The organism is Arthrobacter wenxiniae (assembly GCF_013376105.1).
GTDB lineage: Bacteria > Actinomycetota > Actinomycetes > Actinomycetales > Micrococcaceae > Specibacter > Specibacter wenxiniae.
Genome location: NZ_JAAMFM010000003.1, coordinates 236627 through 243646, shown reverse-complemented (window position 1 = coordinate 243646; position 7020 = coordinate 236627). Strand labels below are relative to the sequence as shown.

General features: G+C 68.3%; 8 protein-coding genes. 3 read left to right on the top strand and 5 right to left on the bottom strand.

The features are described 5' to 3' along the window. Positions 1–329 precede the first annotated feature (329 nt). From G6034_RS04240 to G6034_RS04230, 3 genes are all read right to left on the bottom strand, one after another. Entirely contained in the window at positions 330–1025 is a 696-nt protein-coding gene (locus tag G6034_RS04240; RefSeq protein WP_176633846.1) for a hypothetical protein, read from the bottom strand. Further along, a complete protein-coding gene (locus G6034_RS04235; RefSeq protein WP_176633845.1) occupies positions 1022–1756 on the bottom strand; it encodes a hypothetical protein in 735 nt (244 codons plus the stop codon). Before G6034_RS04235 ends, G6034_RS04240 begins: the two co-directional genes overlap by 4 nt. 72 nt (positions 1757–1828) lie before the next feature. Then, complete coding sequence (locus G6034_RS04230; protein ID WP_176633844.1) at positions 1829–2227, bottom strand: hypothetical protein; 399 nt, start codon at positions 2225–2227, stop codon at positions 1829–1831. A 302-nt stretch (positions 2228–2529) separates the two neighbouring features. On the opposite strand from G6034_RS04230, the gene G6034_RS04225 reads away from it, so the two are divergent. From G6034_RS04225 to G6034_RS04215, 3 genes are read left to right on the top strand one after another with little or no spacing between them, the layout of a single operon-like run. Beyond that, positions 2530–2829, top strand: a complete 300-nt coding sequence (locus G6034_RS04225; RefSeq protein WP_176633843.1) for a DUF4193 domain-containing protein — start codon at positions 2530–2532, stop codon at positions 2827–2829. A gap of 7 nt (positions 2830–2836) precedes the next feature. Next, positions 2837–4495, top strand: a complete 1659-nt coding sequence (locus tag G6034_RS04220; RefSeq protein WP_176633842.1) for an AMP-binding protein — start codon at positions 2837–2839, stop codon at positions 4493–4495. Positions 4496–4509: 14 nt separating this feature from the next. Further along, the gene (locus tag G6034_RS04215; protein WP_176633841.1) at positions 4510–4896 is read left to right on the top strand and encodes a YrdB family protein; all 387 of its coding nucleotides are present in this window, start codon (positions 4510–4512) and stop codon (positions 4894–4896) included. A gap of 29 nt (positions 4897–4925) precedes the next feature. Here G6034_RS04215 and G6034_RS04210 read toward each other — a convergent pair whose 3' ends face one another. Beyond that, positions 4926–5699, bottom strand: a complete 774-nt coding sequence (locus G6034_RS04210) for an iron dependent repressor, metal binding and dimerization domain protein (protein ID WP_176633840.1) — start codon at positions 5697–5699, stop codon at positions 4926–4928. A 17-nt stretch (positions 5700–5716) separates the two neighbouring features. Then, positions 5717–6973, bottom strand: a complete 1257-nt coding sequence (locus G6034_RS04205) for an Nramp family divalent metal transporter (RefSeq protein WP_425485457.1) — start codon at positions 6971–6973, stop codon at positions 5717–5719. Positions 6974–7020 lie beyond the last annotated feature (47 nt).

The window sequence follows — 7020 nt, the reverse complement described above, 5'->3', positions numbered from 1 at the left end:
GCAGGAAACCTTTCTCGGGGCACGGGGTGTGTGCCAATGCGCCCGCGGCAGGAGTGGTCCGCTTCGACGCTGTGAATCGCCCCTCCAGTCTATCGGGGCCCGCTTCACAGCCGGCCCGGGAAGGGGCGGGTCCGGCGCGGGGAAGCCCGGGCTTGAACGGGGGCCGGGGTGGGGGCAATCCAAACGATGGACTTAAATGACTAAGTGGTGGCCGAATCAGAACCCGGCCACCACTTACCCCCAAAGCGATTGCATGGAATCCACCCCCAGGTGACGTTCACGCAATCATTATTATGGCAGAACGTAATGGAAATGTGAACATGCCGGAATCATTCTTTCATGGTTCCGCGAAAACATGACACCCAGACCAGGACGAGTCCGGCGGCCACGGACAGCACCGCCCCGAAGGAAAGCGCGCCCATGAGGGTCGAGTCGTCGTTGGACGACATCTGCACGACCAGCGTGACGCAGACGCAGGTGAAGCCCAAACACATGAAAAAGGCGGCGGCGCGGTCAATCGCCGGGCGCCGTGAGAGCGCCGCCCGGGCCGTGGCCGGCACCAGGGCGGCCGCGGCATAGGCGGGGTAAAGCCGTCCGATCCACATGTACGCCACCACGGCGGGTTCGTCCGTGAATCCCGACAGTCCGGGGCTGGAGCCGCGAAGGTCGGACATGGCGTAGGTGACCAGGATGCCGGCCGAACAGGCGATCAGCACCGCCAGCCCCACGGGCCCGCGGATGAAGGCCCGTGCCGCCGGGGCGTTGTAGGCGGCCGCGACCTTGGCCGCCAGCAGGAAGAACACGGCGAAAAGGCTCAGTCGCAGCACCACGTTGGCGAGGTTGACGCCTCCGAGCACCCCGTCCACGGGAAGGTAGATGACCGGGATGCTCAGCGCCACGCTGACGGCCACCATGAGGAACGCCCAAAACAAGCTCCGGTTCCGGCCGTGGATCGCGGTGGGCAGCCGCCATGCGGTGCACGCCACGCACACCGCCAGCGCCACCCATTGCAGGACCAGTGTCATCCGAGGTTCTCCCATACTGTCTGCGCGGCGGCAGAATCTTGTTCCGTGCGCCGCAGCGTGCGGCCGAGGGCTTCCAGCCGCTCCGCAGCCAGCGAGACGAGGGAGCTGTTGGTTGTCCTGCGCAATACCGCGGTGCGGGAGCCGGGCCGCCAGCCCGCTTCCGCCGGCGTGAGGAAGCCGGTGGCCACCAGCCCGTTGGTCAGGCCCACGCCGGCCAGCTGGGCGGAGGTGATGGCCAGTTCGGGCGTCAGGCGGTTGGCGGTAATTTGGGCGGACAGGTTCTGTGGGGCAATCCCGGCCTCCCTGGCCACCATTTGGCGCAGCTCGGAGGGATCGACGGCGTCCAGCCAGGTCCGCACGGACGCCCGGTGGGGCACGGGGGAAAGCATGGTCTGCGCCGCCGGCGAGCCGGCCTCCACCGCGGCGCTCCTGTTCAGGATCTCCCGGAGCAGGTCCATGTCGGAAATTTGGCTCAGCAGCTCTGCCTCGGTGGGCGCCCTGCCCCCGGCCGCCAGGTCCTGGTACTGGGGGAACCTGGCGATGGATGCAACCACCGGGAGGTGGAGGGAGCGGCTGACCGCGGCAACCGTCGCCATGGTGACGCGCCCGCGCACAAGCTGTTGCGCCAACGTGGACCGCTTGATGCCGGCGGCGCGGCACACCGCCGCGTGGCTGGCTCCGCCGGCCACCTCGTCGAGCCAGTTCAAAAAGACCTTGGCCGGAACAGTCACGGCTGGGCCCTCCTTAGCTCTTGTGCCGGATGGCGGAACTGGATCATGTTCTGCAGATGGCGGGGCGGGCCGCTACTCGGGGTCCCGGGTGTCGGTGAAGCCGCGGAACCGGCTGCCAACGCCGTCGAACCGGCTGCGGCGCCAACCGGGCGCGGGGGCGGGGAGCTCGCCGTCGCCGTGGAAGTCGCAGGCCACGAAGCTGAACGCCGGCCACCACTTTTTCGGCCGGGCCAGCTCGTGGAAGTCGCACACGTGGCAGCGCAGCTCCACCCAGATGGGCCGCTTTCCGGTGGAATTGGCCCGTGACTGGGCCAGCCATGCCGGCGGGTTGGCGTCCAGCTCCGCCACGTCGGAGGCTTTCATGCGCGACGGGATGCCATTCCGCGCCGCCATTTCCGGTGGAATGTCCAGGGCCTGCGCCACCTGCCTGCGGTTGAGGGAGTGGTTTTCGGAGGGAGAGTTGTTTGCCATGTTCCTACAAGGATATGGGGTATCCGGGGCGGCCCGCGAGCCGGGCGCCCGGCCAGGCACCCGGCGTCGTCCGCTTCCCGTGACGGCCGCAATGGCCGTGTGACGTGAGGAACCGCACATTCGGGCCCTTTTGGGGCATTAGTTCCCCGGGAATGGGCGCCCCGGCATGGAAATTGGGCCACCATACCCTATGCTGTGGGAAAACATTGGGAATTTAAGGGCACGAATCCTGCTTTGAGGGGCTAGGATGGGGCGCTGAAATACCCCGCCGAAACCACGAAGACCAGGAGCTTGAAAACCGCATGGCAACGGACTACGACGCACCCCGCAACAAGGACGAAGACCACGAGACAGAGTCGCTTCAGGCGCTCCAGGTCCAGCGCGGCGGTGCCCAGACGGCGCACATTGATGTCGAGGACTCGGACACCGCCGAGGGCACGGACCTGCCCGGTGCCGACCTATCCAATGAAGAACTGATCATCCAGGTCATCCCCCCGCAGGAGGACGAATTCACGTGTGCCTCCTGCTTCCTGGTCCGGCACCGCAGTCAGGTGGCCCGCGAAAAGAACGGCCTGCTGTACTGCAGGGACTGCGAAGGCTAGTTCCGGGATGACCTTCAATGCACGGGAGCGTGTCCAGGAATTGCTGGACACCTTTGCCGTGCCCGGAGCCAATGCCGCACAGCTGTTCTGCGACAGGCATCCGGCGGACCACACCGCGTTCACGGTGGTGGGGTCCGATTTGGTTTTCAAGGATGTGACGTACGGCGCACTGCGTGAACAATCCGCGCGGTTCGCCACCGCTCTAAGCGCGCTGGGCGTGCGCCGCGGCGACCACGTGGCCACGCTGATGGGTAAGTCCGCGGAACTGGTGGTGGCGCTGCTGGGACTGTGGCGCCTCGGCGCCGTTGACGTCCCCCTGTTCACCGCCTTCGCCCATGACGCCATCGCCTTCCGCCTCCAGGCCACCGGTGCGCGGCTGGTCATTTGCGACGCCGACCAGCGCCGGAAGCTGGTCCCGCCCGGAGGCGTGCCCAACGATGCGTCGCCGCTGGTCGTGGTGGCCCGCGGCGAGGCCTTCGGCCACGACATTGCGTTTTCCGAAATGGTGGGCGGCACGGGCGCCTTCTCAGGCCTGTCCGGGGACGACGCCGGACCGGTCGCCGTGGGCGGCGACGGCACCCTGGCGCAACTGTTCACCTCCGGGACCACGGGCGCACCGAAGGGCGTGCCGATTCCGCTGCGCGCCGTCGCCTCCTTTGTGGGCTACCAGGAATTCGGGCTTGACGTTCGCCCCGATGATGTCTTCTGGAACATGGCCGATCCCGGCTGGGCGTACGGCCTCTACTTTGCGCTGCTGGCGCCTCTGGCTTCCGGCACCCGCTCGCTCCTTCTCTCCACGGGCTTCAGCCCCGGATTGACCTGGCAGGTCATGGACACGTTCCGCGTCTCCAACTTTGCCGCCGCACCCACCGTGTACCGGGCGCTGCGGGCCGGCTCCGCTGAAGGACGGCGGCACGCCCTGCGCCGGGCCTCCAGCGCCGGAGAACCCCTGACACCGGATGTCATCGAGTGGGGGAGTGGCGCGTTCGGGCTCGAGGTCCGCGACCACTACGGCCAGACGGAGCACGGCATGGTCGCGGGCAATGCGTGGCATGACGGCCTGCTGCAGCCACTGCAGCCCGGGTCGATGGGCACGCCCCTGCCGGGATGGCGCGTGGACGTGCTGTCCGAATCGGCGGACTCCCTTGCGGCCGACGGCGAAGCCGGCCGCGTGGCCATCAACATTGCCCAGAGCCCGTTCTTTTGGTTCACCGGCTACGCGGGCGCACCGGAGAAGACGGCGGAGCGGTTCACCGCCGACGGCGCCTGGTACCTTACCGGCGACGCCGGGCGCCGCGATGCTGGCGGCCGCCTGTACTTCACCTCCCGCGACGACGACGTCATCATCATGGCCGGCTACCGCATTGGGCCGTTTGATGTGGAGTCGGTCCTGGTGACGCATGCGGCCGTGGCCGAGGCAGCCGTTGTGGGCGTGCCGGATGCCATCCGCGGCGAAGTGCTCGAGGCCTGCATTGTCCTGAACGCGGGCCATGAGCCGTCCGATGCCTTGGCCGCGGAACTGCAGGAACTCGTGAAGACCGGGTTTGCGGCGCACGCCTACCCGCGCCGCGTGCACTTCCTGGCAGAGCTGCCCAAGACCCCCAGCGGCAAGGTGCAGCGGTTCGTCCTGCGCCGCGAACTGGCCGACGCGGCACCGAACGACTGAGCGGGAGGGAACCCATGGGACGTCGCAGGGCGGAAACCGCCACAACTACACGCAACGCGGGCCTCAATGCCGCCGCGGGCATGCTGCTCCCGGCTGTCGGCTTTGCCCTGGAAGTGGCCATGCTGGCCTCCTTCCTGTTTTGGGGCTTCCGCCAGCCCGGCCCCTGGAACCTGCTGCTCGGCATCGGCCTCCCGGCCGTGGTGGTTGTGGCGTGGGGCGTCTTCATGGCACCGAAAAGCGCCCGCAGGCTGCCGCCGGGCCCCGTGGCCGTTGCCTCCCTGGCCCTGTTTCTTCTGGCGGGACTGGCCCTGCTCGCCGTCGGCGCCACCATTTTGGGCGTCATCATGATGGCGGCCACGGTCCTGTGGTTCACGGCGTCATGGGTCTTGCAGCGCCGGTAGACCGAATGGCGGCCCGGCGGCCGGCGCGGTCAGACGCCGGTGGCGTGCGGGTGCATCAGGGTTCCGCCGGCGGGTTCCTGGACGGTGCAGCCGGGGTGCGTGCCGACGGTGGCGAGCCACAGCGAAACCGCGGCCTCGTCGCCCAGGTCGAGGTGGCCGGCGTCGTCCGTGCGGGAGGGGGCGCCGGGGGAAGGGAGCCTGGCGATCACCAGGGTGCCGCCGAACGGGCGCCTTCCGACGACCTGAAGTTCGGTGTCGACGCCGATGCCGTGCTGTTCGAGGTAGCGCAGGAGTTCGGGGTCATGGTCGCTGATGCGGCTGACGCGGCCGCGGTGCCCGGGGTCGAGCTCATCCAGGCGGTGGGACGGCGCCATGGTGATGTGGCCGCCGGCGTCCGGGATGGGATCGCCGTGGGGGTCCCTTGTGGGATTGCCCAGTTTCGCGGACATGCGCTCGATGAAGGTCTCGGAGACCGCATGCTCGAGCAGTTCGGCCTCCTCATGGACCTCGTCCCAGGTGTAGCCGAGCTCGCGCACCAGGTACGTCTCCAGGAGGCGGTGCCGGCGCACCATGGACAGCGCCAGCGTCAGCCCGGCGGCGGTCAGGCGGATGGGGCTGTAGGGTTCGTGCTCCACCAGGTCCTGGTCCTTGAGCTTGCGCACCATCTCCGAAACGGAGGAATTGGCCACGCCCAGCCGCGCCGCCAGCTGCGTGGACGTGATGGGCTTGTCCTGCCACTCGGTGAAGGAGTAAATGACCTTGACGTAGTCTTCAATGCTGGAGGATGGGGGCGTGGTTTTCACGTGCCCCAGCCTACCGGCTACGCCGTCCCGGTGATGGTCAGCCACAGCAGGACCGCGTTCAGCGCCACGATCAGGACGGCGCTCGCCAGGGCGGCAATCCGCAGGGGCAGCCCGTCGCGGTGCTCGCCCATGAGCTCCTTGCTGGCGGTCAGGCGCAGCAGCGGAATCAGGGCGAAGGGGATGCCGAAGCTCAGCACCACCTGGCTGACAATCAGCGCCCAGGTGGGGTCGACGCCAACAGTCAGCAGGATGATGGCGGGGATGAGGCTGACCACGCGCCGCGCCAGCAGCGGGACGCGGACATGGAGCAGGCCGTGCATGATGGCCGCGCCCGCGTAGGCGCCGACCGAGGTGGAGGCCAGCCCGGATGCCAGCAGGCCGACGGCGAACACCACTCCCACCACCGGTCCCAGCGTGTTCGCGATGGCCGCATGGGCGCCCTCGATGGTCTCCGTGCCGGCCACCCCGCCCAGCGTGGACGCGGCCAGCAGCAGCATGCCGATGTTGACGGCCCCGGCCAGCATCAGCGCGCACACCACGTCCCAGCGGGTGGCCCGGACAATGCGGCGCAGGGTTTCCGGTGTGCGGCGGGCGCCGGTGTGCCGGTCCTTGGCCAACTGGGAATGCAGGTAGATGGCGTGCGGCATCACGGTGGCCCCGAGCATGCCGGCGGCCAGCAGCAGGCTGTTGCTTCCCTCGAAGCGGGGGACCAGCCCGGACAGCACGCCCGCGGGGTCCGGCGGGCTGAGCACCAGCCCGGTGAGGAATCCCACCGTGATGACCAGCAGCAGGAAGATGATGATCGATTCAAAGTGACGCTGCCCGTGGCGGTTTTGCACGGTGAGCAGCGCCATGGAGGCGACGCCCACAATGAGCCCGCCCACCGGAAGGGGCAGGTGGAACAGCAGGTTCAGGGCGATGGCCCCGCCCACCACTTCGGCCAGGTCCGTGGCCATCGCCACCAGCTCGGCCTGCACCCAGTACATCCGGCGCCCCGTGGTCCCGAAGCGCTTCCCGAGGAGCTCCGGCAGCGATTTTCCGGTCACCACCCCGAGCTTGGCGGACTGGTACTGCACCAACATGGCCATGATGTTGGCCGCGACCAGCACCCAGACAAGCAGGTAGCCGAACGTGGCCCCCGAGGTGAGGTTCGCCGCAACATTTCCGGGGTCCACGTAGGCGATGGCGGCCACGAAGGCCGGCCCCAGCAGCAGGAGCCGCCCGCCCCGGGCACGCCGGGGCGGGCGGGTCCTGGCGGCACGGGTCTCCAGCAATGCACATTCCTTCGATAGTCCTAAACCAAAAATTTAGGTATACCGAA